Annotated in this window: 24 protein-coding genes; 13 read left to right on the top strand and 11 right to left on the bottom strand. The window is 59.6% G+C overall.

The genetic code is table 11. The annotated features are described in order from the left end of the window. The first annotated feature begins 547 nt into the window (after positions 1–547). Positions 548–1633: a redox-regulated ATPase YchF gene (gene ychF, locus RQ935_RS04755; RefSeq protein ID WP_311497431.1), complete on the top strand. Its 1086-nt coding sequence runs from the start codon at positions 548–550 to the stop codon at positions 1631–1633. A gap of 40 nt (positions 1634–1673) precedes the next feature. Next, positions 1674–2069: a hypothetical protein gene (locus RQ935_RS04760; protein WP_311497432.1), complete on the top strand. Its 396-nt coding sequence runs from the start codon at positions 1674–1676 to the stop codon at positions 2067–2069. Between the two features lie 261 nt (positions 2070–2330). On the opposite strand, the gene RQ935_RS04765 is transcribed toward RQ935_RS04760, so the two are convergent. The 6 genes from RQ935_RS04765 to RQ935_RS04790 all read right to left on the bottom strand — a co-directional run bounded on the left by RQ935_RS04765 (position 2331) and on the right by RQ935_RS04790 (position 6767). Next, positions 2331–4223: a cation-translocating P-type ATPase gene (locus RQ935_RS04765; RefSeq protein WP_311497433.1), complete on the bottom strand. Its 1893-nt coding sequence runs from the start codon at positions 4221–4223 to the stop codon at positions 2331–2333. Continuing rightward, entirely contained in the window at positions 4220–4579 is a 360-nt protein-coding gene (locus RQ935_RS04770; RefSeq protein ID WP_299296839.1) for a helix-turn-helix transcriptional regulator, read from the bottom strand. The genes RQ935_RS04765 and RQ935_RS04770 overlap by 4 nt, the downstream gene beginning before the upstream one ends. An 82-nt stretch (positions 4580–4661) precedes the next feature. Next, on the bottom strand, positions 4662–4841 hold the full coding sequence (locus RQ935_RS04775) for a hypothetical protein (protein ID WP_299296842.1): 180 nt from the start codon (positions 4839–4841) through the stop codon (positions 4662–4664). Then, positions 4822–4995, bottom strand: a complete 174-nt coding sequence (locus tag RQ935_RS04780; protein WP_299296844.1) for a hypothetical protein — start codon at positions 4993–4995, stop codon at positions 4822–4824. Before RQ935_RS04780 ends, RQ935_RS04775 begins: the two co-directional genes overlap by 20 nt. A gap of 288 nt (positions 4996–5283) precedes the next feature. Then, positions 5284–6432, bottom strand: coding sequence for a hydrogenase formation protein HypD (gene hypD, locus RQ935_RS04785; RefSeq protein WP_311497434.1), 1149 nt, complete (start codon positions 6430–6432; stop codon positions 5284–5286). Between the two features lie 65 nt (positions 6433–6497). Next, positions 6498–6767 (bottom strand): HypC/HybG/HupF family hydrogenase formation chaperone, encoded by a 270-nt coding sequence (locus RQ935_RS04790; RefSeq protein ID WP_282922534.1) that lies wholly within the window; start codon positions 6765–6767, stop codon positions 6498–6500. Positions 6768–6837: 70 nt separating this feature from the next. Between RQ935_RS04790 and hypE the strand changes: the two genes are divergently transcribed. Further along, positions 6838–7998, top strand: coding sequence for a hydrogenase expression/formation protein HypE (gene hypE, locus RQ935_RS04795; RefSeq protein ID WP_311497435.1), 1161 nt, complete (start codon positions 6838–6840; stop codon positions 7996–7998). A 172-nt stretch (positions 7999–8170) separates the two neighbouring features. On the opposite strand, the gene hypF is transcribed toward hypE, so the two are convergent. Beyond that, a complete protein-coding gene (gene hypF / locus RQ935_RS04800; protein WP_311497436.1) occupies positions 8171–10495 on the bottom strand; it encodes a carbamoyltransferase HypF in 2325 nt (774 codons plus the stop codon). An 89-nt stretch (positions 10496–10584) separates the two neighbouring features. On the opposite strand from hypF, the gene RQ935_RS04805 reads away from it, so the two are divergent. The 6 genes from RQ935_RS04805 to RQ935_RS04830 all read left to right on the top strand — a co-directional run bounded on the left by RQ935_RS04805 (position 10585) and on the right by RQ935_RS04830 (position 16780). Continuing rightward, the gene (locus RQ935_RS04805) at positions 10585–10935 is read left to right on the top strand and encodes a hydrogenase maturation nickel metallochaperone HypA (protein WP_299296853.1); all 351 of its coding nucleotides are present in this window, start codon (positions 10585–10587) and stop codon (positions 10933–10935) included. 1 nt (position 10936) lies between these two features. Continuing rightward, positions 10937–11725, top strand: coding sequence for a hydrogenase nickel incorporation protein HypB (gene hypB, locus RQ935_RS04810; protein WP_311497437.1), 789 nt, complete (start codon positions 10937–10939; stop codon positions 11723–11725). An 85-nt stretch (positions 11726–11810) separates the two neighbouring features. Beyond that, positions 11811–13064: a hydrogenase small subunit gene (locus RQ935_RS04815; protein ID WP_311497438.1), complete on the top strand. Its 1254-nt coding sequence runs from the start codon at positions 11811–11813 to the stop codon at positions 13062–13064. Then, positions 13064–14806, top strand: coding sequence for a nickel-dependent hydrogenase large subunit (locus RQ935_RS04820; RefSeq protein ID WP_311497439.1), 1743 nt, complete (start codon positions 13064–13066; stop codon positions 14804–14806). Before RQ935_RS04815 ends, RQ935_RS04820 begins: the two co-directional genes overlap by 1 nt. Continuing rightward, positions 14803–16137 (top strand): Ni/Fe-hydrogenase, b-type cytochrome subunit, encoded by a 1335-nt coding sequence (cybH, locus tag RQ935_RS04825; RefSeq protein WP_311497440.1) that lies wholly within the window; start codon positions 14803–14805, stop codon positions 16135–16137. Before RQ935_RS04820 ends, cybH begins: the two co-directional genes overlap by 4 nt. 10 nt (positions 16138–16147) lie before the next feature. Next, entirely contained in the window at positions 16148–16780 is a 633-nt protein-coding gene (locus RQ935_RS04830; RefSeq protein WP_311497441.1) for a hydrogenase maturation protease, read from the top strand. Between the two features lie 14 nt (positions 16781–16794). On the opposite strand, the gene RQ935_RS04835 is transcribed toward RQ935_RS04830, so the two are convergent. Next, the gene (locus RQ935_RS04835) at positions 16795–17193 is read right to left on the bottom strand and encodes a hydrogenase maturation nickel metallochaperone HypA (RefSeq protein WP_311497442.1); all 399 of its coding nucleotides are present in this window, start codon (positions 17191–17193) and stop codon (positions 16795–16797) included. Between the two features lie 23 nt (positions 17194–17216). On the opposite strand from RQ935_RS04835, the gene RQ935_RS04840 reads away from it, so the two are divergent. From RQ935_RS04840 to RQ935_RS04855, 4 genes are all read left to right on the top strand, one after another. Then, on the top strand, positions 17217–18470 hold the full coding sequence (locus RQ935_RS04840) for a nickel-dependent hydrogenase large subunit (RefSeq protein ID WP_311497443.1): 1254 nt from the start codon (positions 17217–17219) through the stop codon (positions 18468–18470). 60 nt (positions 18471–18530) lie between these two features. Further along, on the top strand, positions 18531–18758 hold the full coding sequence (locus RQ935_RS04845; protein ID WP_295027885.1) for a HypC/HybG/HupF family hydrogenase formation chaperone: 228 nt from the start codon (positions 18531–18533) through the stop codon (positions 18756–18758). A 150-nt stretch (positions 18759–18908) separates the two neighbouring features. Beyond that, positions 18909–19295 (top strand): hypothetical protein, encoded by a 387-nt coding sequence (locus tag RQ935_RS04850; protein WP_311497444.1) that lies wholly within the window; start codon positions 18909–18911, stop codon positions 19293–19295. Between the two features lie 10 nt (positions 19296–19305). After that, positions 19306–19662: a hypothetical protein gene (locus RQ935_RS04855; protein ID WP_297723938.1), complete on the top strand. Its 357-nt coding sequence runs from the start codon at positions 19306–19308 to the stop codon at positions 19660–19662. 129 nt (positions 19663–19791) lie between these two features. Here RQ935_RS04855 and RQ935_RS04860 read toward each other — a convergent pair whose 3' ends face one another. The 3 genes from RQ935_RS04860 to RQ935_RS04870 all read right to left on the bottom strand — a co-directional run bounded on the left by RQ935_RS04860 (position 19792) and on the right by RQ935_RS04870 (position 25382). Further along, positions 19792–20214 carry an Hsp20/alpha crystallin family protein gene (locus RQ935_RS04860; RefSeq protein WP_297345920.1) on the bottom strand — a complete coding sequence of 141 codons (423 nt, stop codon included), beginning with the start codon at positions 20212–20214 and terminating at the stop codon, positions 19792–19794. Positions 20215–20444: 230 nt separating this feature from the next. Beyond that, positions 20445–21524 (bottom strand): uroporphyrinogen decarboxylase family protein, encoded by a 1080-nt coding sequence (locus tag RQ935_RS04865; protein ID WP_311497445.1) that lies wholly within the window; start codon positions 21522–21524, stop codon positions 20445–20447. A 213-nt stretch (positions 21525–21737) separates the two neighbouring features. Beyond that, a complete protein-coding gene (locus tag RQ935_RS04870; RefSeq protein ID WP_311497446.1) occupies positions 21738–25382 on the bottom strand; it encodes a cell surface protein in 3645 nt (1214 codons plus the stop codon). Positions 25383–25422: the final 40 nt, after the last annotated feature.

Genomic DNA, 25422 nt, shown 5'->3' on the forward strand with positions numbered 1-25422 from the left:
GAAAAACGACGAACACCCGTGGCATACCAGGGAACGCAATCTCGCAGAGATTGCAAGTACCCATATGCTCCTTCGAGGTCCCCCTCCACCACCGCCCTCGCGTATCTGGGCGAACATGTATGTAAATACGGAAAACTCGGGAAAAGACGGGCGAGAGAATACTGGGATACTCGCCGGGTTGTGCCTAAAGATGGAGAATAGCCGGGTAGCTGCCATTATTGGCAGCTACCCGGCTATTCTCCCCTTATAATCCACGTGCGCCCCAAAACTGAGGAAGGTTTCACACCTGAATAGCACTGAATTCAGGTAATACACACCGGAAATTAGGCAGGCGGAGAGGGGAGCGTTGGGGGGCGACTCAGCGAGAGGCTGGGGGGTGAGCGTTTTGCGACAATTGTCGCGCAAAACGCGAGGGGGCCCTCCCCCTTTCGCCTCTCGCGAGCGCCCCCGAGCGACCGCCCCTCAGCAACGCAACCCCAGAAAACCGGATAAGTCGCCCGGGTTTAACCGGTTTAGGGCCGGTTGGAAAACCCACTAAGATTGAAGCATGGCTTTAACTATCGGTATCGCGGGACTCCCCAATGTCGGCAAATCCACTATTTTTAATGCCCTCACCAGGGCGAACGTGCTAGCGGCGAACTATCCCTTCGCCACTATTGACCCCAATGTCGGCGTGGTTCCGCTACCTGACCCGCGGCTACAAGTCCTGTCAGATATGTTCCACTCGGAAAAGATTGTGCCCGCGACCGTGTCATTCGTAGACATCGCCGGCATCGTCAAGGGTGCCTCCCAGGGCGAAGGCTTGGGCAACAAGTTCCTGGCCAACATTCGCGAAGCCGACGCGATTTGCCAGGTCACGCGCGCTTTTACCGATCCTGACGTGGTTCACGTTGAGGGCAAAATTGACCCGGCCTCCGACATTGAGACGATTTCTACCGAGCTGATTCTGGCTGACCTGCAGACTCTCGAAAACACGATTCCCCGCCTACGCAAAGAAGTCAGCGGCAAGAAAACGCCGAAAGAAGTCCTGGCGGAAGCGGAAAAATGCGAGGAATACCTCAACGCTGGCACGGTACTCTCTAAGGAAATCGCGTCGGGAAACCTGGACCGCGACATTGTTAAAACTTTTCAACTCATGACCTCAAAGCCCTTTATTTACGTATTTAATATGGACTCTGACGGTCTGGCAGACAAAGCGAAACAGGCCGAACTAGCTGCCCTAGTCGCTCCCGCCGAGGCGATTTTCCTGGACGGAGCTTTTGAGGCGGAGCTGGTGGAGCTCGACGCCGAGGACGCCCGAGAGATGCTGGCGGACGCCGGAATCGAAGAATCCGGCCTGGACAAGTTGGCGCGCGTCGGCTTTGACACGCTAGGACTGCAAACCTTCCTGACCGCCGGGGTGAAAGAATCCCGCGCCTGGACCATTCATCAGGGCGACACCGCCCCGCAAGCGGCCGGCGTGATTCACACCGATTTTGAACGTGGCTTTATTAAGGCCGACGTGATTTCTTACGATGAACTGGTGGCAATCGGCGACATTCATAAGGCTCGTGAACTGGGCAAAGTCCGCCAGGAGGGCAAGGACTACGTGATGGCCGACGGCGACGTGGTGGAGTTCAAATTTAACGTCTAACGCCGGGCGTTGATGGTGCTTTGCGTTATTGGGGGGTAGGTTGAAGCGCGGTCCGTTCGTTCGCCGACGCAGCCGCCGCCGGATTCTCGGCAGCGATTCCGGCCCGAATCTCGGGGACATCCCCATCTGCGATAGCTTGAGCGAGCTGGACCACGACCACCTAATCTGGTGCACTGATTTTCGTTCGGCCCTCGGTCTATTCCGCCACCTCATGCGCGGCCGCGAAACCGCGGTGAAGAATCTGCATCTAGTCGGTTACGACAACTGGACCGGCGAGGGCTCGGCGACGCTGATGGGGGTGGGGCCCTTTGTCAAACACGCTGCCCAGGTAGTCGCGGGCTGTGTCGATGAGATTCGGCAGCACTCCGAATGGATGTCCGCAGTATCAAGGCCGCTGAACTATTCAAGTTGCGGGACGAAAAGAGTTTCGCAGTGACGCTTGGTCCCTGAGGAAGTTCGATCCTTCCACGATCTGCGCTGGGGGCGCGGAGCACTCGGGGGCCCTTGACCGGCTGGGGCACGTGTCGGGTGGTGGCTCGCCCACAACCCCCGTGCCCGCACGCACCGAGAAGGGCCAGGTCGCCGAGTACGATCCCGATTTCACGGAGCCGGACCGTGAACTCGAATGACGTGCCTGGCCCAAGGCGTGTCCACTCGGCGTGTGGTTTAACCCTTATGAGACTTGCCGGTCACAGCCTCAGCGCTTCGCTTGCGCAGCCCGCAGGCCGTTCAAGATCACGATCACTTCGGCGACCTCGTGAACCAACACGACGGCGGCCAGGCCCAGCACGCCGCTGATCGCCAGTGGCATCAACACGATGATGATGGCCAGAGATAGCACGATGTTCTGGTTGATGATCCTGCTTCCTCGGCGGGCGTGCTGCAACGCCTTCGGGATTAGCCGGAGGTCGTGGCCGGTGAAGGCGACGTCAGCGGACTCGATCGCGGCGTCAGAGCCGGTCGCTCCCATCGCTATGCCCACCGTCGCGCCCGCCAGTGCCGGCGCGTCGTTGATGCCGTCGCCGATCATCGCCGTCGGCGTCTTGGAGGAGAGTTCGGCTACGATGCTTGCCTTGTCCTCCGGGCGCAGCTCGGCGCGCACGTCGTCGATTCCGGCGATTTCAGCCAGCGCCCGGGCGGTGCGAGTGTTGTCGCCGGTGAGCATGCTCACTTCCACGTCGTTGGCGCGCAGGGTCTGCACGGCTTCGGGCACCTCGGGCCGCAGCTCGTCGCGGACCCCGATCGCTCCGGCGAGGGCGTCATCGACGGTGACCAGGACGCAGGTCTGGCCCTCGTACTCCATGCGCTCAACGTCCGCTTTCAGTGGTCCGGCGTCGATCCATCGGGGGCTGCCCACCAGCACCCGTCGGCCTTCGACGGTGCCGCCGATGCCATGCCCAGCTTCCTCACTGATGTCCGAGGCGGTGGGCGCTTCGGGCCCCGCTGCCGCGATCGCCGCGGCGAGGGGGTGCGTCGATTGCTGCTCAACTGCCGCCGCGAAAGTAAGCACCTGCGCCCGATCAAACCTGTCTGCCGGGACCACGCCGGTAACCTCGGGCTGGTTGCGGGTGAGGGTTCCGGTCTTGTCCACCGCCAGGTGACGGATGCCGCCGAGCCGCTCGAACGCCGCGCCAGACTTGATGACCACGCCGAACTGGCTGGCCGCGCCGATCGCGGCCACGACCGTCAGCGGCACGGAGATTGCCAGCGCGCACGGCGATGCTGCGACCAGGACTACCAGCGCACGGGTGATCCACGTCTCGGGGTCGCCCAGCAGCGAGCCGATCACGCCGACCAGCACCGCCAGGATCATCACCCCGGGCACTAGGGGTTGGGCAATCCGGTCGGCGATCCGGGCGCGGTCGCCCTTTTCCGCCTGCGCCTGCTCGACGAGGTCGACGAGTGTGGTCAGCGAGTTGTCCGTTCCAGCTGCGGTCGTCTGGACTTCCAGCACACCGGCGGAGTTGATCGCTCCCGCGGGCACCTCGTCGCCGGGCGCAACCTCCTCCGGAATGGATTCTCCGGTGATCGCTGAGGTGTCAAGGCTGGAGCGCCCGGACCGAATGATGCCGTCCGTGGCGATCCGCTCCCCGGGGCGCACGAGCATTAGCTCGCCAACTACGAGGTCCTTCGCTGCGACCTCGGCCGCTGTGCCGTCGTGTAGCACCGTCGCGGTCTGCGGTACCAACTTCAACAGTGCCCGCAGTCCGCCCTGGGCCCGGTCCATCGCCTTGTCTTCCAGTGCCTCGGCGATCGAGTACAGGAACGCTAACGCCGCGGCCTCTCCGACGTAACCGAGGATCACCGCGCCGATCGCGCTGATTGTCATCAGCAAGCCAATGCCAAGCTTGCGCTTCGTGACAAGGTTCCGGATCGCCCCGGGCGCGAACGTATACGCCCCTAGCAGCAGGCCAACCCAATACAGTACCGTCGCGGGCGCCTCCAAGTCGGACCAGTCCAGCGCCAGGCCTATGCAGAGGGCTACGCCGGAGAAGATCGGCAGTAGCAACTCGGGGTCCTTCCACCATGGCCGATCGAGAGCTTCGATCTCCGTGGCGGGTTCGTGTTCGCATCCACATGCTGAACTCATGCGTCCGCTCCTTTCTCGTCGCAGCCGGGCACCAAGCACTCAGGGTCGATGCACGGGGCGTTTTCGTCGACAGCCAACGTCGCGTTCACCAGTCCGTTGAGCGCTGCCGCGAGCTGCGGATCGGCTATTTCGTAGCGTGTCTTGCGGCCCTCCGGCTCGGCAACGACGATGCCGCAGTCACGCAGGCAGGTCAGGTGGTTCGAGACGTTCGAGCGGGTTAGGCCCAGGTCGCGCGAAAGTACGGCCGGGTAGCTCGGGCCGTCTAGTAGGGTCATCAGGATTCTGGAGCGCGTCGGATCCGCCATGGCCCGGCCGAGCCGGTTCATGACGTCGAGGCGTGAAGCAATAGTCAGCATGTACTGAACTATACAGCGAGTGCTGAACTATTTCAAATGGACTGAGCTGAAAGTCACGCGAAGGTCCTGCGACCTGTACGAATTAGTCGATGGGAGAAGCGATGACTGGTCCTTCGCGGTTCGGCTGCCAACCCAACGCGGGGGCGGCATGAGTGGCGAAGTTGTCCAAAATCTTCACGTCGACGTCCCCCATCCTGGTGGGGATGGTGATGAGCAGGGTGTCGGCGGATATGACGATGGCGTCAGCTTTTGAGCTGCTCAATGAGCTTGTCCGGCTCGGCTGCGTAGGTGCCACCGAAGGTGGTGGAGCCGACATCAAGTAGCGCATCTACCTGGTCGGAGCCGGAGGTCTGCAGGCCGAACCGGACCATGTCGGCGCCGTCGACGATGGGGAAGAAGGGGCGGGACACCGACACGCGGGTTATGCGGATTGTACGAGGCTATGCGGAAACAATAGGAGTTACGGAGCCGGGGCAGAGGGGCCGGATCTCTCCTAGGCTCAGAGTTTTAAAGGGGTCCAGAGTGCACCCCATATTGTTTCCGCAAAACCTATAAGTGTTTCCGTGCGCCCTATAAGTTCTCTGTGTACTGATGTAATTACTGTTTCCTGATTGTTGCAGTCTAACGACAAAGTAACTTTGCAACGACATACCGTCGAGTTCAAGTTCAACGTCTAGCCGCGCACGAGCCTAATCCTCGATACCCTAGTCCTCTATCACGATGGCGTGGGCGGTTTCCCGGTCGATACGACCGAAGTTATAGAACGCGGCACAGGCCCCTTCGGGGGAAACCATGCAGGTCCCGATGGGTTTTTCGGGCGAACATGCGGTGCCGAACACTTTGCATTCCCAAGGTTTAATCCGCCCGGTCAACACGGAACCGCATTCGCAGGCCGGCGGGTCAGGCACCCGCTGGCCGGGAACGTCAAACAGCCGCTCGGCGTCCCAGGCGGCAAACTCCTCAGAAATCCCCATGCCGGAATACGGCATCCACCCCAAGCCGCGCCACTCGAACGTGTCGCGGGTAGCAAACACGCGATCCAGCAACCGCAAAGCGGCCGGATTCCCGCCTTCGCGCACGACTCGGGAATACTGGTTTTCTACCCGAGCCTCGCCGCGGTCTACCGCCCCGCTGGTGTACTGGTCGATGAGCATCGCCACGGACTGCAAGATATCCAACGGCTCGAAACCGGTCACGACCACGGGTTTGTTGTATTCCTTGGGCAGGAATTTGAACGCGTCAGACCCCACCACGGTCGCCACGTGACCCGGCCCGATGAACCCATCAATCCGCGTCTCATCAGCCCCGACAATAGCTCGCAAGGGCGGCTCAATTTTGACGTGGTTGGAAAACACGGAAAAGTTCCGCACCTGTTGTTTCTGGGCTGCCACCAGGGTCACGGCGGTGGAAGGCGCGGTCGTTTCAAACCCGATAGCAAAGAAAACAACCTGTTTATCCGGGTTTTCTTTGGCGATTTTCAGGGCATCCAACGGGGAATACACGAACCGCACATCACAACCGCGCGCGCGAGCCTGCAACAAGGACCCTTGTGAACCGGGAACCCGCATCATGTCCCCGAAAGTCGTCAAAATCACGTCTGGCTGATTCGCCAGCCACAGCGCATCGTCCACCCGTCCCATCGGAATAACGCAGACCGGACAGCCGGGACCGTGAATAAACTGGACGTTTTCCGGCAGTAAATGCTCCAACCCGTGGCGGTAAATCGTGTGGGTGTGGCCGCCGCAAATCTCCATAAACGCCAGCGGGCGTTCAAAATGGGCGGCCTCAGCGTTGATGCGCCCTACCAGTTTCCGGGCGAACTCGGGGTCGCGAAATTCGTCAACGTACTTCATCTCGTGATTACTCTCTTCTCGACAGATTCCTCGACAGACTTCCGTGCGGGCGCTGGTGAGCTGCCCTAATCCGCTGAAGTCGTCTTAAACTGTTCCAGTTCGCTCTCAAACTGGCCCAGTTTCTTAATTTGATCCAGGGTGGTGGCGGCTTCCGCTGCGTCAATCTTGGACATGGCGAAACCGACGTGCACCAGCACCCAATCGCCGACCTTGACGTCCTCGTCCATCAGCAAATCCGTGGAAATCATCCGTTCCACCCCGGACAGCGACACTTTCGCCCGTCCGCTTTCCGCCTCGTCAAATGCCACAATTTCGGCAGGCACTCCTAAACACATGGGCTGCTCCCCTTCCATAGACCTTTCCAGGTTACTTGCATTTCCCCAGTCCGTCCAAAAGATGAAAAAAGTGAGTCGTTTGTGCGATTATCAATGTGTGGATCCGAAAAACCGCCTGAACGAAGATGAACTGCAAGTGAACTCGAATATCGCGCGGGTACGCCGCCGCGGAATGCAGCTGAAAGACGACTATGTGACGCTTTCTCACGGGGCGGGGGGGAAGGCTTCAGCAGCCCTGGTCGAACAGGTTTTCGTTTCCGGTTACGGCAACGAGGTGCTCGAGGAACTGACCGATGCCGGGGTGCTTCCCCTAGCGGAACTGCTCACGGGTTTGACCGGGGAGGGCACAAGCCCGGTGGGCGGCAAACTCGCGATGTCTACCGATTCCTACGTGGTCAATCCGCTGGTTTTCCCCGGCGGCTCCATCGGGGAACTGGCGGTGAACGGGACAGTCAACGACCTGGCAGTCAGCGGGGCTATTCCGAAAGTTATCAGCGCCGGTTTCATCCTGGAAGAGGGCCTGCCCATCGCGGATTTGCGCCGGGAAGTCCAGGCGATGCGCGACGCCGCCGAGGCGGCGGGAGTGCGGATTATCACCGGCGACACCAAGGTCGTGCCCCAGGGTAGCGGCGACAAACTGTTCATCAACACGGCCGGGGTCGGGATTGTGCCGGCCGGCAGGGAACTGGGCGCCAGCAAAGTGCAGCGCGGGGACCGTTTGATTGTGTCCGGCGCGATTGCTGACCACGGTATGTCGGTCATGATGGCGCGGGGCGACCTGGCTATTCAGGCTCCTATTGAATCTGACACGAGGGCGGTTAATCACCTGGTCGAAGCCCTGATGGAGGCCGTCCCGGAAACCCGCTGGATGCGTGACGCGACCCGCGGCGGCTTGGGAACGGTGTTGAATGAGCTGGCGATCGCGACCGGCTGGGGTATCGCCGTCGAGGATGAAGCTGTGCCGGTGCACGAGATGACTCGTGGCGCATGCGACATGTTGGGGATTGACCCGATTTATGTCGCTAACGAGGGCATGTTTGTGGCGGTGGTTCCGGCTGACCAGGCCGATGCGGCCGTGGCGGCGCTGCGGAAACTGCCCGGCGGCGAGGAAGCGGCGAATATCGGTCGGGTCGTGGCCAAACCGGAGTCCTCGGTCGTGATGGTAACCGCGTTTTCTGGCACCCGCATGATAGATATGCTGGTCGGCGACCCGCTGCCGCGGATTTGCTGACTTAAAAAGCCTGCGAGAATCTCGGTATATATACACCCGGATTGTATTTATAGGGGGAGAATAGCCGGGTAGCTGCCATTATTGGCAGCAATCGGGCTATTCTCCCCCTTTAAGCCCCACTCGCCCGGTAGCATCGGCGAGATTACCAGAGTTGGCGCCGCAGAAACGCCCCTCAGCACGCTCCGAGAACCGCCGCCCACGCTTGCCCCAGGCTGAGGCCCCCATCGTTGGGCGGCACGTTGCGGTGGGTCAGCACCCGGTATCCGCTCTCCTCCAAGAAATCCACAAAATGCCTGGTGAACAGCCGATTGAGGGCGACCCCGCCGGTCAGTCCCACCGTTTTCGTGTCGGACTGTTCGGCGGCTTCACGGGCCTGATTCCCCAGCAGCTGCGCCAAGCCCACATGGAAGGCCCAAGCCCGCTGGCCGACCGGCCGGTCAGTCTCGCCCAACTGCTCGACAAGCTCCAGGTAGCCATCCACCTGCGGCAAACCCGCCTCCGGGTGGGCTTTCGCCCAGCTGGTGGCCACACGCTCCAGCTCCATCGCGGCCTGGGCCTCATAGGTCACCTCGGTGCGAATCCCTAAAATCGCCGCGGCCGCATCGAACAGCCGTCCGCAACTGGTGGTCTCAGTCACCCCGAAACCGCTGGCCAGCTGGCTTTTCACCAGTTCCAGTTCGGTTGATTTGCCTTGCCGCGCCCCGATTTCGGCGCTGATTGCCTCCGTAACCCAGTCCAGGCCCCAATCCTGGGCAATCCCCAACGCGACCCGCCAGGGATAGCGCACCGCCCGGTCGCCACCGACCAGGCTGAAAGTCGGCACGTGCGCACTTCGCTGCCACTGCGAACCCTTAATGTCCAGGACTTCTCCGCCCCAAATGGTGCCGTCTGTTCCGTAGCCGGTGCCGTCCACCGCCACCACGACCGCCGGATCGAGCCAGGAATGCTCCGCCAACAGGGAATAGGCGTGGGCGACGTGATGCTGCACCTGGGCCAGTTCGATGTCATGAGCGGTGGCGTAGCGCTCGGCCCAGCTGACCGTGGAATAGTTCGGGTGCAGGTCACACACGATTTTTTCGGGTTGTTGCCGCTGGAAGTTCAGCATTTGTGTCACGGCCCGTCCGAACGCCTCCTGGCTGGCGAGAGTGCCCATATCGCCGATATGTCCCGAAATATGCGCCCAGCTCCCGTGTGCTAGGCAGAAAGTATTTTTTAGTTCTCCCCCCACCGCCAAAGTCGGCACGGTAGCCGGCCGCGACAACGCCACCGGCAGCGGCGCGTAGCCCCGAGAGCGCCGCGAAGGAATGGTGACCTGCGAGTTTGCCAGAAATACGGAGTCCTCCATCGGCAGGTGAATGTCGCGGTCGTGAAACACGAACGCATCGACTATTCCTGCCAGCCGCTCGGCGGCATCCTCGTTCGTGAAACACAGCGGTTCTCCCGCCAGGTTTCCCGATGTCGCCACCAGCGCCATCTGGGCACATTTCCCGCTTAACAACTCCAGGTGCAGCGGCGCGTAGGGCAGCAAAATCCCCACGTCCCCCAGCCCGGGAGCAATCGCGGGGGCTAGGTCATATTCCGGCCCGAAAGGCGCAATCACAATGGGCCGAGCAGCAGTTTGCAGCGTGCGCAGCTGGTCCGCATCAAGCTGAGCCAGCCGGGCCGCGGCCGCAGCATCCCCCACCATGACCGCAAACGGCTTATCTCCCCGATTTTTCCGTTTCCGCAGCAGCGCGACCGCCTCTTCGTTGCGGGCGTCACACATGAGGTGAAAACCGCCGATGCCTTTCACCGCCAGGATTTCCCCGGCACACAGCCGCTGGCGGGCTTCGTCCAGAGCCGCGGCTATCAACGGGCGGCGATCCCCCGCGGGCGGGCGCAAGTCCGGGGCGTCAGCCGGGCTGACCCACAGCACCGGCCCGCAGTCGTAGCAGCTGACAGGCTGGGCGTGATAGCGCCGGTTGGTCGGGTTCGTGTATTCCTCGTGACAAGCGGGGCACATGGGAAACTTCACCATGGTCGTGGTGTCGCGGTCATAAGGGAGGTCCACCATGATGGTGGCGCGTGGCCCGCAGTTTGTGCAGGTGGTGAAGGGGTAAAGGTAGCGTCGGTTCGTCGGGTCAGCCATTTCCGCTTGGCAGTCGGGACAGGTGGCGGTGTCTGGAGGAATCAGGGTGCGGGCGCCGGAGCGACGGCGGGAGGGCACAATACGAAACTCAGTTTCGTCCTCCTGCTCAGGCATGTCCTTGGACACGTTGCGCAGCACGCTGGCCAGCGGCGGCAGGGTCGCCAGCATGGTTTCCATGAAACCCTCCACCGCCGCGAGCGTGCCTTGGGCCTCGATAAACACCGACTCGTCGTCATTGCCCACGAAACCGGTGATGGGGAACTGGGCGGCGACCTGCGCAACGTGGGGGCGGAAACCGACTCCCTGCACCACACCCCGCAGCTCGTAAGCTCGGCGCATCTCTAACCTCCTGTCCTCAATCTGGTTCACCCCTAAGCCTAGTAGCTCTCACGTCCCAGAGCGGAAAACGGTAAGGTGGAATGCGCCGCGAGGAACCCAAAACCTAGTGAGGAGACACTATGCACGAAGTCGCCCTGTCCCAGCAACTCGCTCGCGTGGTAGCGCGCGGGGCGGCGGGACGCGAAGTATTGTCTGTCCAGGTAGAAGTCGGGCATCTGCGTCAGGTCGTGCCCGAGGCGCTGCGTTTTGCCTGGAGCGCGGTGCGAAAGAACACCCTCCGGGGTCCCGCCGAACTGCAGATCACGGAAATCCCGGCAGTCGTCGTGTGCCGGGAATGCCAGGCGAAAACGCAGCTGGGCGAGTACCTGGATTTCCGTTGCGGCCAGTGCTCTTCACGCGATGTCCAGACAATCAGCGGCGAAGAGTTTAGAGTGGTATCGATAGATGTCACGCCAGAGAGGAATCACTAAGATGGGACGTTTTCATCGCCACGACGACGGCACAGTACACGAACATGACCACGGGGAGCACCCCCACCACCACGACCACGGCGAGTACGTGGCCGACCCGGAAGTCATCGGGGATCACTCGGGATACGACACTGAACGCGAACGCATCGAGATTCTGGAAGACATCTATGCGGAAAATGACCACCTAGCCCAGCACAACCGGGAATCTTTCGCCGAACACGGGGTGAAAGTCGTTAATCTCATGAGTTCACCAGGGTCGGGCAAGACGACTTTGTTAGAGCGCACTTTGGCGCAGCTGCAGGGCAAACTGCGGGTCGGGATTATTGAAGGCGATATTGAGACGCCCCTGGATGCCGAGCGTTTGGGCGGTTACGGCGCCCAGATTTCGCTGTTGAATACCGGTCACGGTTTCGGCGGGGAATGTCACTTGGATGCCCCGATGGTGCATCATGCTCTGGAAGAATTGGATCTCAGCCAGCTGGATTTGGTCATTATCGAAAACGTGGGCAACTTGGTGTGCCCGGCCGAATTCGATGTCGGTGAAACCGCGAAAGCTATGCTGTTCTCAATCACGGAGGGCGAGGACAAGCCGTTGAAGTACCCGGTCATGTTCCGCTCGGTGAAGATTGTGGTGGTGAACAAGATGGATTTGGCTCCCTACCTGAACTTCGACATGGACAAGTTCCGTGGCTACCTCGAACAGGTCAATCCGGGCGTGAAAGTTATCGAGATTTCTGCTCAGAATGGTGACGGTGTCGACGCGTGGGTTAAATGGCTGGAAGAACTTTAAATAAATCATTTCTCTTTTGCGAAAAGACGCCAAGATTTTTACCCAATTTTTAGGCTCAACTGCGAAAACGCGGTAGGATGATAGCATGGACGTTGTTGTCCATTTCGATACTATTGAGGGACCGCATATGAGCTATGAGATTAAACCTTGGCGGGCGGGTACGCTCGCAGACAACCTTGCCAGTGCTGGCGTGAGCCGACGTGACTTTGTCAAGTTCTGTGCCGGTTTGGCGGCTATCTTCGCGGTAGGGACTCCCGAGCTAGCGCACGCCTCTGCGGCACGGACTGCTGGCGAAGAACTGGCCGACAAGCTGGGAGCTATTACGAAACCGAACGTGGTCTGGCTCCAGCTACAGGAATGCACCGGTTGCATGGAATCTACGCTGCGCTCCGGCGGCACCACGGTGGAAGAAGTCGTCCTAAATCTGCTATCCGTCAACTACAACGAACTCGTAATGGCCGCTTCCGGAGAAGCCGCCGAAAAGGCCTTGGCCGACACGAACGCGAAGGAACACATCCTGGTCGTCAACGGTTCCATTCCGCTCAAGGACGGTGGCATCTATTGCACTATCGGTGGGAAGTCTGCCGAGCAGGTGCTGCGCGAATCCGCTGAGAATGCCACCATGATTCTGGCGGTCGGGGCCTGCGCGGTCTTTGGCTCAGTGCAGGCCGCCAAGCCCAACCCCACCGGCGCGGTCGGGGTTGATGAAATCATCAAGGACAAGCAGGTCATCAACGTGTCCGGTTGCCCTCCGATTGGGGAAGTCATCACCGCCTCCCTGGCTTACATCCTGACCCACGGCAAAGCCCCCGAGCTTGACTCCGAGGGTCGCCCGCTGTTCGCCTACGGCCAGCGCATCCACGACTCGTGCCCACGCCGCCCGCACTTCGACGCCGGGCAATACGTGCGCACCTTCGACGATGCCGGAGCCCGCGAAGGCTGGTGCCTCTACGATGTGGGCTGTAAAGGACCTTCCACCTTCAGCCCCTGCCCGATTTTCCAGTGGAACCTCAAGGCTGGCTGGCCTATCGGCGCTGGTCACCCCTGTATCGGTTGTACTGAACGTGATTTCTACGATCGTTTCACGCCTTTCTACCAGAAACTGCCCACGGTTCCGGGCTTCGGCGTGGAGGCCACCGCAGAAAAGATTGGTCTGGGCTTGACCGGTGTCGTCGCTGCTGGCGTGGCGGTTCATGCCGGTGTGACCGCTGCTCGTGCCGCCGCCGACCGCAAAGCCACCAAGAACTCCCCGATGGCCGCATTCGGCGATGCCCCCACCGATTCCCCCAGCCCGTCATCAACCGGGCAAGCTACTGAACAGAACAGCGAGGCTAAGTAATGGCAGAGAAAGTTCTCATTGATCCGTTGACCCGTATTGAGGGTCACCTGCGTATCGAGATGGAAACCGAAGGCAAACAAATTAAGAAAGCCTGGAGCGTCAGTACCCAGTTCCGCGGCATTGAAACCATCGTCCAGAACCGCGATCCCCGTGACGTGTGGGCTTTTGTCCAGCGGATTTGTGGGGTTTGCACCTCGGTACACGCCATCGCTTCCATCACCGCGGTAGAGAATGCGATTGGTTCAGAGCCGCCGGAGAATGCGCGGTTGATTCGCTCCCTGGTTCTGGGTTCGCAAGAAATCCAAGACCACGTCATTCACTTCTATCATCTGCACGCCCTGGACTTCGTCAACGTGGTGAACGCCGCCAAAGCCGACCCCCAGAAAACTCTGGAGTTCGCTCATTCCATCGGCTCGAAGTGGCGTGGCAACAACCTGAAGCGTTTCACGGAAGTTCGGGACACGGTGCAGCAGGTGCTGGATTCCGGCCAGCTGTCGATTTTCACCGGCGGCTACTGGGATCACCCCGACTACCGCCTACCTCCCGAAGCTGATTTGATGTGCGTCGCCCATTACCTGGACGCCCTGGATTTCCAGCGTTCTATGATTCGCATCAACACGGTGTTCGGCGGCAAGAACCCCCACCCGAACTTCCTGGTGGGCGGCATGGCTTGCTCTATCGACCCGAACTCGTCAGAATCCATCAACCAGGTCCAGCTGGACCAGATTAAGACCTGGATTGACGAAATCATCGAGTTCGTCAATGACTGCTACTATCCCGATGTTTTGGCTGTGGCCGGGGTTTACAAGGATTACTTCGATATTGGCGCGACCCACCCGAACTACCTCGCGGTCGGTTTGGCCGGCTCGACTTTCGGCGGAGATCCCAACAAGTCCCGCATCTCTTCTGCGCACACGGCAATCAAGCCGGGTGTCATCATGGACGGAGACATCACCAAGGTTCTCCCCTTTGATCCGCACAAGATCGAAGAGTTCGTCAGCTCTGCCTGGTACGAATACTCGGTGGGTGACGATAAAGGTTTGACCCCGGACAAGGGTGAAACCACCGTCAATTACACCGGCCCCGAACCACCTTTTGAGTGGTTGAGCGACAACGATAAATACACTTGGTCGAAAGCGCCGCGCTACGACGGCAAGCCGATGCAGGTCGGTCCGGTGGCGCGCATGATGTTGGCCTACGCTCAGGGATACGAACCCGTCAAAGAGTTAGTTGATGGGGCTATCGAAGCCCTGGGGATTACCCCGGCACAAGTCAACTCCACGATGGGTCGGACGTTTGCCCGCGCCGCCGAGGCCAAGGTTTCCTCCCAACTGCTGTTGGAGGACTACAACGCCTTGGTCGACAACATTAAGGAAGGCCGGATTGACGTTTTCGATGCCAGCAAGTGGGAGCCCTCCAGCTGGCCGGCACAGTGCCAGGGTTACTCGTTTGTCGAGGTCGCCCGCGGCAACCTATCTCACTGGGTCTCCATTAAGGACGGCAAGGTCGAGCGGTACCAGGCGGTCGTGCCTACCACCTGGCTGGCCGGGGGACGTGACGCTAACGGCGTGACCGGCCCTTACGAAGAATCCTTGATGGGCAGCGGAACTCACCCGCTGGTCGATCCGAAAGCTCCGCTGGAGCCGATGCGTACCATCCACTCCTACGATCCGTGTATGTCCTGCGGGGTACACATCCTCGATCCGGACGGAAATCTGATTGGTGAGGCGGTGACCTCATGAGTACCGAGAGCACTCCCGCCCCGGATACGCTGACCGGTGGTGCTGCCGCGGGAACCGCGCAGGCCAGCCCGGCTCCCAGCGCGTCCCCGCAGGATCAAAAACAGATTGAGTTCTTTGCGGAGGACAGCAACCAGGCGGACGGTATCGAGGTTGGCGGCGGTTTCAGCTGCTCTGACCTGTCGATGCGCCGACTGCTGGTCATGGCTGCGGTGTCTCCTGAGAACAGCACCGACCCGGTCGATATCGCCCTTAAGAACTCCCTGCGCTACCGGTTCCGCCACGGCGCCCCGAATGTCGACATTCCCGCCGCGGACTTCGATCCCCCGCAGGAACGCCGCTATTCCCTGGCACGTATCGCTGACATGAAACGTACCAAGACGGGCGAATCCAGACCGACCGTGATTGCGCGCGGCGATTTGGAATCCGTCATGAACGTGGCCCAACCCAAACGCGCTCAACGTACCCTGCTGCGCAAGAACGCCCAGATGGCGGGCTCGCGCGGCTACCGCTGCCTGGGGGTCGCCACCGCTACCGTGGATGAAAACGGTGAGCTCAGCCCGTTCCAGATGGAAGGTTTCGTCAACGTCCGCCCGGTCGGCACCGGCCTGCAGGGCGGCGATTTGACCCCCACCACGGAGGACTGGGTTCGCTTGAGCGTATGGTCTGCAAGCCTGCGTTTCCTGCACTGGCTGAACGTATTGTTGATTGTGATGCTGTCCATCACCGGGTACTACATCATGGATCCGTTCTTTGGCGATACGTTCTTCCGCGGCATCGAAATCGGCTACCTGATGGGGATTATGCGGTTTATCCACTTCACCTGTGGGTTCACCTGGATGGCGGTCGGCGCGGTTCGGGTGTTTATTGCCTTCTTTTCCAAGGACCGCTATATGCGCTGGGAAACGTTCTGGCCGTTAAAGAAAAAGCAAGATTGGAAACATCTGGGCGAGACGTTGGGGTTCTACCTGTTCCTGCGCAAGGAATGCCCGCTGTACGTGGCGCACAACCCGCTCCAGCAGCTCACCTACACCTCGATCTATGTCCTGGGAGCTATCCAGATGGTCGTTGGCCTGGCGCTTTACGCTTTGCCGCACCGCTACGAGGGCCTGTTCTGGCAGATTATGGCTCTCCCGAACGACTGGATAGGTATTCCGCAAATGCGGCTGATTCATGCCGCCATCATGTTCCTGTTCTGGGGTTTCGTGATTGCGCACATCTATCTGGCTTTCCGCGCGGATTCCCTGGAACGTCACGGTGGTATCTCGGCTATGATTTCCGGCGGCGTGTGGATGCGCCGCACATCAAAGCCGGTTGACGCCCCCGAACTGTAGAAAGGTTTAGATGGCTCAAAAGCCTGCCGCGATTACGCCAGCGGATCGTTCCGCTGAGTGTTCCCATTCACCAGACGCCCCGGACCAGCTCGATGGTCAAGTTCCGTTGCCGGATATTTCCGACGTCGACCCCACCGGCTGGGCCGGGGCGCGTTTTACCGTCCTGGCGGTGGGCAACCCGATCATGGGCGACGACGGTATCGGTCTAGAGATTTTGGCTGGCCTCCAGCAGCTCCTGCCCACCCGTCCCGCCTGGCAGGCTGCGCAAAAGGCCGGTGAGTTGGCTTTGCTGGAGGGCGGTACCGGCGGCATGGAGCTGGTGCCGGTGGTGCAGGAAGCTGCACAGCTGTTGATTCTGGATTCGGTAGCTCCCGGTAACGGACGTGCCCCCGGTCAAGCCCTGCATCTGAGCGGGGATCATGTGCCGCGCCTGCTCTCCATGAAAATCTCGCCTCACCAGGTCGGTTTGCTCGATATTTTGACGTCGGCACGCCTGACCGGCAAGGAACCTCAAGTGCTCGAAGTCGTCGGGGTGGTCAGCGAAAACGTCGATTTGCGCCTGGGACTGACCGAGAGCGCCCGCAGTGGTATCCCTCGCGCGGTCGAACTCGCGGCGGAAATCCTCGATTCTTGGCTCAGTTGAGAGCCCAGAGCTGACTACGCTGACTGTGACGGCTCCGCGGCGCTGTTGGCGTCCCCCGGCGCGGTGTCCCACTGCACCCAAGCGATTTTGAACTCACGCCCGTGAGTCAGGTTACCGGTCGGCATCCCGCATTCCGGGCAGGTCAGAGCAAAAAACTCATCGATGGGCACGTCCTTGGCGCAACGCGGACAGTAGACGCTGGCGGGAATGCTGGTGAGTTCCAGTTCTGCTTGGTCGCAGATACTGTCCTGCCGGGCGATGGGCCAGGAACCGTAGAGCGCCTCGGGAATCGCCCCCGACATGGTGCCAACCTCAAGCGCGACCTTTTCAACTCGGGTAACCTGGGAATCAGCCTGTGCGGCCGCCGTTTCGACCGCCGCCACCACCGAAGTTAACAGCCCAAGTTCATGCATAAACTAATTGTCTCAGGAGAATCATGAAAATCAATCTTGACGAAATCATCGACCCGATGGAGGGACGCATCGTCGTCACCCACGATTCTTCCGGCCACCCCCACGCCCGCTTTGACCTGCAGGGTTTGCCGCGGGTGGATGCCATGCTGGAGGGCCAGACCGCGCTCGAAGCCCTGAAAATGACCGAGCATCTGTGCGGGATTTGTCCGGTGGCGCATCATCTGGCTGGGACCCGGGCGCTAGATGTGTTGAGCGGTTTGCCCGCGATTGCTCCCGCGGCGCAGCTCACCCGCCGACTGCTGCACTACGGTTCTATCGTCGAGGCCCATTCGCTGCGGTTTTTAATGCAGGACCGCGAAGCCGGGGTGGCACTGAAACGGATATCGAAAAAGATGCTGGTCGCGGCCGGTTCTCCGGGTCATTTTCCGGCGACGGCAGTGCCCGGCGGGGTCAGCGTGTGGCCCATCACCCCGGCCTTGTGCGACCTGTCCGCAGACCTGGCCGCGGCGCGAGACATCGCCGAGCGCCTCTGCGATTCAGCATTAGCATCCCCTCCGGAAACGGTCACGACCGGCGACTTTACCGGAGCAGACGTGGCGCTCATCGACGCTGACGGCGTCCCGGACGTGTTCGGAACCAGGGTCAGAGTGACGCGGGGCACCAGCACGGTGGACGAGTTTGATGTCTCCCAGTGGAATGAGCGGGTCACGGAGGAAATTCCCGATTCCCCCGCCCCGCGGCCATACTTGCGGGCTGACGGACCTGAAAAAGGGCTCTACCGGGTTGGGCCGGTCGCCCAGCTTTCTATCGGTACTTTGCCCACCCCGCGGGCGGCGGCGGCACAAGAGCGGTGGCTGACTGGCGCACGCGACGCTGCCGGGGCGCGTGCCATCATTACTTTGCACGTCTTGGAACGGACCGAAGCCTTAGTCCAGCAGCTCACTGAACTCGTGGAAGGCTCTGACCTGGGAGAACTCGTGGATCCGGCGACCGTGCAGTTCACGCCCGGTAGCGGAACGGGACTGGTGGACGGGCCGCGCGGCATCCTCGCCCACACCTATACGATTGGAGCCGACGGCACGATTCAAGCGGCCCGCATCCTCACGCCCACCGCCCAAAACGAACCCTGGCTGGCACAACTGCTGACCCAGGCTTATGCCCTAGACCAGGCACAACAGACCGGCGCTTGGGAACAATCCATTCGCGAAGCCGACCCCTGCCTACCCATCAGTTCCGCCCCTGCCGGACAGATGGGACTGAAAGTCGAAAACGTCTAGAATAGAGAGAGCGGGAGCGTTTCGTCAAAGATTCGCATCCCCGGTGGAAAGGATCCAGTCATGTGCGTAGGAGTGCCCTGCCAGATTTTGTCGATTACCCCCGGCGTGATGCCGATGGGACGCATCGACGTGGCTGGTCAAGTGCAAGATGCCTGCATGGCCTACGTTCCCGAAGCGCGGGTGGGCGATTATGTCCTGATTCAAAACGGGTTCGCGATGAACCTGCTAACCGCTGAGGAAGCTCAGGAATCCCTGGACACCTGGCGGGAACTGGGCATGATTTCCTAGCGTTTCAGCGTTTGGGCAGGGTCGGGGTGCCGGCCGCGGTGAAATCGGGATTTGCGTAGCAACTCGCAACAGCGCCAATTTTTATCAAACTTAGGCGCACCTGTGTAGAATAAATGCTAGGTTTTACCCGCACTCAAGTAAGGATTCATAATGGCATGTTTTCTTGTTCCCACCGCTGAAGCTGTCGCGGTGACGGCTGTGAAAAAGCATCTCGCCCATAAAGCCAAGACCGGCGAAACCTCGGAAAAGGCCGAGCGCACCCTGATTTTGGTTCGCAAACTCAACTGGCTGACGAACCTGCTGTGGGGCGGGGCTGTGCTGTTGATGTTTGAACACTTCTGGCATGGCGAAGTCGTGCCATATTTCCCCTTCCTCACGGCGGCCGCCAACCCTGCAGACGCGAGGCAAATGCTGTTTGAGATGAGCACTGTCGGGGTCGGAATGGCCGTGCTGGTGACGGTCGTTTGGGCGGTAGGACTCGCGGTTATTCGCGCTACCGAACGCCGCGGCGTCTCCGAGACGAACCCGAAGGCGTAAGGAGCCGAACATGACCCTATTAATTACTCTGTTTGCAGCCATTGCCTCGACCGCTTGGTGGTATTCCCACGCTCCCCAATCCAAAATGCGGGTAGACCTGCTGTGCTGGATGTACTGGGGCGCTTCCCTGATGTGGATTGTGGACTTGATTTCTGAATACATCGCAGACGGTGTTGAGGTGTTCAACCCCGAGCCTCTCGATATGCTCAATGATGCCTACCTGGGCCTGTTCGTGGTGGCCTTGGGCGGCATGATTTGGGCGGTTTACTTGATTGTCAAGGATCCGCGTGGCGTGCGTCCCCCGCTGGATGCCCCGGTTACTACGGAAACCCCCGCAGAAGTTGCGGATTCGGTTTCTGTCGGCTAGTTTTCGATAGCGAGACTTTCCACAAATTCGACATTCTCCCCGGTCAAGCACTTTGACCGGGGAGATTTTTTGTCACAAGGGCGGGGTCGGGGTTTCCACCAGCGTTGTGGTGCTGTGCCCACGCCGCTGCTAGTTTTCGATGACCTTGTCGGCATCGCCGCCCACTGCGACTTGAATCTTGCGCGGCTTGTTCTCTTCGGCGACCGGAATAGTCACGGTCAGGACTCCACCTTCATACGAGGCGGCGATTCGGTCCACAGCCAAGCCGTATCCCAAGGTCAGCTGGCGAGCAAAGGTCCCGGCGGGACGCTCGCGGTTCAGCCAGTGCAGGTCCTCACCCTCGGTGGGTTTGCGCTGGGCAGAGATAGTCAAGGTGCGGTCCTCGACGTCGATGTCAATAGTCGCGGGGTCCACACCGGGCAGGTCCACGCGAGCGATGAACTTGTCGCCCTCCCGGTACAGATCCAGGGGCATCGCCGGGGTCGCCGGAGAGTGCATCGCCGTGTTGAACATGCGATCAATTTCAGCAAACGGGTCACGATAAGTAGCCATGATTTGTATCCTCCATGTTGTTTTGCAGTTTGGGTTGTTTTTCAGTTTTCAGCTGCGGTCCCGGTTTTTCCCGGTTCCATTCAGTACAACAACCAGATTAGCACTCTTATTCCCAGAGTGCCAGTTAAACTTGACACACTTAGGCTCAACTTTGTTTTTTGAGCCACGTATGTGCTGGTAGGAGAGATAATTATGCTAAGGGAAAATCTGGCGAGGTATGCCGCGAAACGTTAAAAACGGTAGTTGTGGATGAAGTCGACCAGCCGGTGCACCTCGGCGGGATCCGATTCCGGATCCAATTTCCCGGCCACGTTAAAGACATGGGCCGGCGCGCTCAACCCGGATTCCAGCACCTGTCGCGCGGCTTCCTGAGCCCCTTGCCCGCCGAGCAGAATGTAGTCCGGGTCGAGGTTGCCCTGCAGGACCATTCTCGGAGCAATTCTCGCGGCATCTGCAAGGGTTAGCTCATCACCCACACCCAGCACATCCACGTAAGGAGCGACTGAGGACAGCAAATGTGCGGCTCCGAGGCTGCAGGAAATTCGGGTAATATCGTCATCGAACTCATTAAAAATTTCCCGCGCGTAGGATTCCGCTAGACACGCGTACTCTCCCTCCGTCAACGTCCGCACCCACGGATCGACCATCTGAATGACTTCGGCTCCCCCCCGCACTTGTGCAGCCAGGAAATGCCGCACCAGACTCGAAGTCCAGCTCATCAGCCGCTCCCAGTTCCGCGGCTGGGACTGCATAAAGATGCGGGTCTGCAGGTTTTGCGGGACGTTGGCAGAGCCCTCCACCAGCAGCGATGACAGCACGAAAGGCGCGCCCGTGACAGCGATGAGGGCTTTTTCCGGTGCTAGTTCACTGCGCTGCGCCCGACTGACCGCCTCGACACGCGACCAATCGGGGTCGGGCAGAGCCAGAACTCGATCCAAATCCAAAGTGGAACGCAGCGGCCGCAGTGGCCCACCGTTGGGATCAATTTTGCGAGCCAGGTCAAAGCCCACCAGCCGCAAAGGAAACAGCACGTCAGAGGTACATACGGCGGCGTCTACGCCGAATTGGCGCACCGGGGTCAGCGCGGTTTTCACCCCGACTTCAGGATTCAGTAAATAATCGACCTGTTCGCGTCCGTTCAAATCCTGCCAGTTGTCGGGATGCTCAAACACAGACTGACCCAGGAACCATACCGGGGTGGAATCGGGGCGTTTTCCGCGGTAAGCCTGGCGGATAGGGGAATCTGTTCTGGTAGCCGGATGCGGCGATGCCTCTGTCGCGTTCACAAGGTGTTCCTGGTCGCTTTCCACGGTCGTTTTCCCCCTCTTTTGTGATTAAGTGTAGCTCGCAGCAACAATGTCCACGCTCAGAATCACGAATTTATACCCCGAAATGCCGCCACTGCTTGATGGGGATAGTCACGCGATTAAAAACCATTGGCGGGAGCCTCCTCATGGAGACCCCCGCCAATGGTTATACCGCAGAGAGCCAATCTCTCGGTTTATGCAGTTATGTTCAGCCGATTAGTCCTGGTCGAACTTACGACTGCGCAGGCTGAACCAAGCTCCCAATCCCAACAGCAGGACCGCAAAAGTGATGCTGGAGGATACCGAGTTCACGCCCGTGCGAGCCAAGGCACTGGGTATCTTTGGCTGAGACGGAGTACCCGGAACCAGGGACGGAGTCTCGGTCACTCCCGCCACCGGGGGCTGCGGAGCTTGCTCGCCACCGTTGGCGTTCGGGGCAGGCTGGGGATGTTCCTGGACACCAGCCACCGGAGGCAGTTCCGGGTTAGGAGTGGTGCCGCCAGGGATGATGCCTCCAGGGATGATGCCTCCGGGGGTGGTCCCGCCAGGGGTATTACCACCAGGGGTGTTGCCACCGGGGGTGTTCCCGCCGGGAGTGTTCCCTCCAGGGGTGTTCCCGCCACCGTTGTCGGGCTTGGTGATGTTGACTTTACCTGTGCTGGGGTCGGAGGTCTTGGTTTTCTCCGGGTCTTGCGGGTCGGGATAGGTCACAGTTACCTTGACTTCGCCGGTCTTTGGCTCAGTCGGGGTTCCCGAGATGACGCAAGCCGTGCCTTCCTTGTTCAACTTGATGGTCAAACCAGCGGCTAGACCCTCCGCGTGGCACACCAGGTTGGTGGTCTTGCCGGGATTGTCCACCGGCACATCGACGGGAGCAATCGGTTTGTCAGTTTCTCCCTTCACATCCGGGACAGTCCCGACGGTCGGGGCTACGGAGCAGCCGTTGGCATCAACCTTAGCGCCAGCCGGAGTGCCGGGGCAGTGGTCCTCACCGTCTTTGGGTTTGTTCGGGTCGATTGGATCGTCCACACCGTCGCCGTCAGAATCTTTACCCTTGATGGTGACATTACCGGTCTTATCAATCGAACCACCAGGATTGTTTTGATCCTGCGGGGTGTAGTTGACAGTCACGATGTAGGTGGTGCCAGCCGGAACCTTCACGGTCGGGGTGCCTGAAATCACGCACCCACCCTTCGCTTCGTCATAGGCAACGGTCAAGCCCGCCGGCAAATCCTTGGATTTGCAGGTGATATTGGCCTTGCCGGGGTTGGTAACCTGCACCACAACTTCGGTGATGGGCTCGTTTACCGTGCCGGTGATAGTCGGAGCCGGACCGACAGTCGGAGCCACGGAGCAACCGTTGTCGTCAACCTGAGCGCCAGCCGGGGTGCCCTGGCAGTGGTCCTCACCGTTTCCGGGATTGTTCGGATCCTTGGGATCGGGCACGCCGTCTCCATCGCTATCGGGTTTGTTAGAGATAACGACGCTGCCATTGCTGGTGGCGGAACCGCCCTGGTACGCAACTTCAACCTTCAGGCCGTCCTGGTTGAAAGCACTGTCGGGAACAGTGGTGGTGCTGACCACGCACTTATTGTCTTCCCACTTGGCAGCCAAGCCCAGGGGCAGACCCACCGAGGTGCAGTCCGTAACAATATTGTCCGGGTCAACGATGGTGATCTGAACCGGGTTGATGGCCTTGCCCACAGTGCCGCGCACCGCGAAGTCGCTCACAGTGGGGATGGCACAACCGTCTTCGGTCACCTTGCCCTGGTAATCCTTCGGGGTGCTCGGGCACTTGTCTTTGCTATCCGGCACATCGTCGCCGTCCCCATCGCCATCGGTAGCGATGAAGTTCGCGGTGGTTTTCGCACTGGTTCCGTCGCTGTAGGTGACGGTGACCTGCACGCCAGTTACGCCTTCCTCAGTGGGAGTGAAGGTGATGGCGCCATTATTGGCAGCTGTGCCCTTCTCAGGGGCGAAGTTCGTTGCGGAAGCCTTGCCGTCCTTGCCCAGTCCGTTGTACGGCTTGTGCTCCACCTGCGGGGTAGTCACGTCGTCAAACGTGGGAGGCTCGGAGGTAGCGGCCTGGCCGACTTTAGTATTAGTGTCGGTGTAGTTCGGCTTGTAGCGCTGCGCCAAGGTGCAGCCATCCTCGTCCACCGCAGACCCAGCCGGGGTATCGGCGCACTTGTCCTTGTTGTCGGGCACACCGTCTCCGTCGGCATCCTTATCCTTCGTCTCGGGAACCGCCGTGAAAGCATCCATTGCCAGCGGGGTATCGATACGGGTTCCATCAGCGGCAAAAGCGTAGAGCTTTGCGGTATAGGTGGTCTTATGCTCCAAGTTTGCAGGAACTGTCAAAGGACAGGATTGCAAATCACCCATAGCGTTGGGACGCTGCTTCTCGCAACTGCCACCGGGTACGACCTTACCCTCCGCACTCCACTCGATTTGGTACATTGTGGAGGCATTCCAAGCCTTCGGCAAACCGGTGGTGGTTGTGCCGGCTGTGTCTCCACGCTTTGCCAAGTTATCAGTTGTGTCGTAGGGGTTTACGTCAAAAACAACGTATTCGGGGTAAAGCGCGAAATTTACATCATTGAGAATATTCACCAAGTTAGTCGCTGGCCAACCCGCACTGGTCAGAGAATCTGCATAACCTTTGAAAGCATTGTTATAGAAAGGGGTAGTTTGGGCAATTCCCGGATGGTTTTCTATAGAGATGAACATCCAATCGTCATTAATGTGCTTGGAATGTGCGTTTCCCTTGAGCCACGAGCCTTTTTTCGCATCGGCCGCGAGAGTGCCACACATTTTCTTGTCAACAAGGCCGCATTTTTCCTTATCAGTAACATCATTACCCCAAGTTCCCTTGAATTGCAGGGCATACTCACCATTCGCATCCGTTTTCGTGGTTGCGGTTTCCGCAATCCAGTTATTCACGCCTTCTTCGGCAATCCGGTCTTTAATCCATGCCTGCATTGTGGCTTCATCTTTTGGCGTCCAGATACCGATACCACCCGCCCGAGGGGTCTTACCGGCAATCTTTTTGTACTCAGTCATGATGCGTTGGACAGCAGAGTCCTTCAGATAGGAACCAGTTACTGTTACGCCCGCAACAGCTTTGTCCTTATCGGGGTTGAATTGAGTTACGGTTCCCCAGTTCAGACCACCTGGCAGCTCAAAAAGGTTCCAGTACACACGACCTTTAACATAGCCAGCATTCTGTTTCGGACCATTGTCGCTGGCTTCGGAAAGATGCATCAGAGTGGAATCCACCCTTTCGGAGTAAACGAAACGCAGCCCCGTCACCTGATCGGGAGCGATTGAGTTTGCTGCACCACCGGCAGTGTCCATGAAAACACCTTTTGGTCCTACTTGAGAATGGTTCCAGGACCACAAAAGTTGATACTTGTTAGTGTCAGGATTGACCGTCCAGACCCGCCACTTCTCGCCTTCGGGCAAGTTTGGGTCGGCATCAAATTTTGCCAACTCACCGTTATCCTTCTCGAACTGCTTCATAGCAATCGCGAAAGAACCGTCAGTCCCCGAGGTTGTCGTATAAATCGGAGAGGTAGAGCCGTCCTTTTCTGTCCACTGCGCATAGACACGGACACCAGACAAGGGAACGCCGTAGCCTTTTTCAGGATTAGGAGCCTGCAAGAGATCTCCACCCTGCTGCTGAAACACAAAACCCGAAATTGAATGGTGAGCTTCAACTGAGGTCGTAGCCTCAATCGCCCCTGTAGTTACTGGGTCAGTGGCATATGCGCCTGCTGTTCCCGCAACCAGCGTTGAAAAAACTAAAGAAGCTGCCCCGACATAGGCCAGTGCGGCTTTCGTCAAATTTGTCTTACGCACGTATTTCTTGCCTTCCTATAGAAACATGTACTCGGAAACT

The organism is uncultured Mobiluncus sp., from assembly GCF_963511525.1.
GTDB lineage: Bacteria > Actinomycetota > Actinomycetes > Actinomycetales > Actinomycetaceae > Mobiluncus.